General features: G+C 65.5%; 1 protein-coding gene. It reads right to left on the reverse strand.

Translation table 11 applies throughout. The annotated features are described in order from the left end of the window. Positions 1-26 precede the first annotated feature (26 nt). On the reverse strand, positions 27-970 hold a 944-nt coding region (locus MOV75_RS39595; protein WP_247008276.1), incomplete at its 5' end, for an amidase family protein.

A 970-nucleotide genomic window follows, 5' to 3' on the forward strand; every position in this document is an offset into this window, starting at 1 on the left:
GAGGCTCGCGATGAACGCGGCGACATTCACCACCACCTCGCGGGCGTGAAACGGCCGGCCGCCTGCTCGATCACCTCGCCGAGCGAGAACAATGTCTCCTCGTTGAAGGGACGGCCGATCAGCTGCAGGCCGAGCGGCAGGCCCTGCGCGTCCTTGCCGGCGGGCACGGCGATGCCGGGCAGGCCTGCCATGTTCACGGTCACCGTGAAGATGTCGTTGAGGTACATCTCGACCGGATCAGCCCCGCCCTTCTCGCCGATGCCGAAGGCCGCCGAGGGCGTTGCCGGCGTCAGGATCGCGTCGACGCCTTTCGCGAAGCAATCCTCAAAATCCTTCTTGATCAGCGTGCGCACCTTTTGCGCGCGCAGATAATACGCGTCGTAATAGCCGGCCGAGAGCACATAGGTGCCGATCATGACACGGCGCTTCACCTCCGCGCCAAAACCTTCGGCACGCGTGTTCTCATAGAGCTCGTTGATGTTCTTCGCCTGCTCGCGCGGGCCATAGCGGACGCCATCATAGCGCGCGAGGTTGGAGGAGGCCTCCGCCGGCGCCACGATGTAATACGCCGGCAGCGCGTATTTGGTGTGCGGCAACGACACTTCGACCAGCTCGGCGCCGGCCGCCTTCAGCCAGGCCGCGCCCTCGCTCCACAGCTTCTCAATCTCGGCCGGCATGCCGTCGAGGCGGTATTCCTTGGGAATGCCGATCCTGATGCCCTTCACGGACTTGCCGATCGCGGCCTCATAGTCCGGTACGGGAACGTCAACGGAGGTCGTGTCCTTTGGATCGTGCCCTGCCATCGAACGCAGCAGCATCGCGCTGTCGCGCACGCTGCGCGCGATCGGACCTGCCTGATCGAGCGAGGATGCAAAGGCGACAATGCCCCAGCGCGAGCAGCGGCCATAGGTCGGCTTGATCCCGACGGTCGCGGTGAACGCCGCCGGCTGGCGGATCGAGCCGCCGGTGT

It is taken from the genome of Bradyrhizobium sp. PRIMUS42, assembly GCF_023006515.1.
Lineage (GTDB): Bacteria > Pseudomonadota > Alphaproteobacteria > Rhizobiales > Xanthobacteraceae > Bradyrhizobium.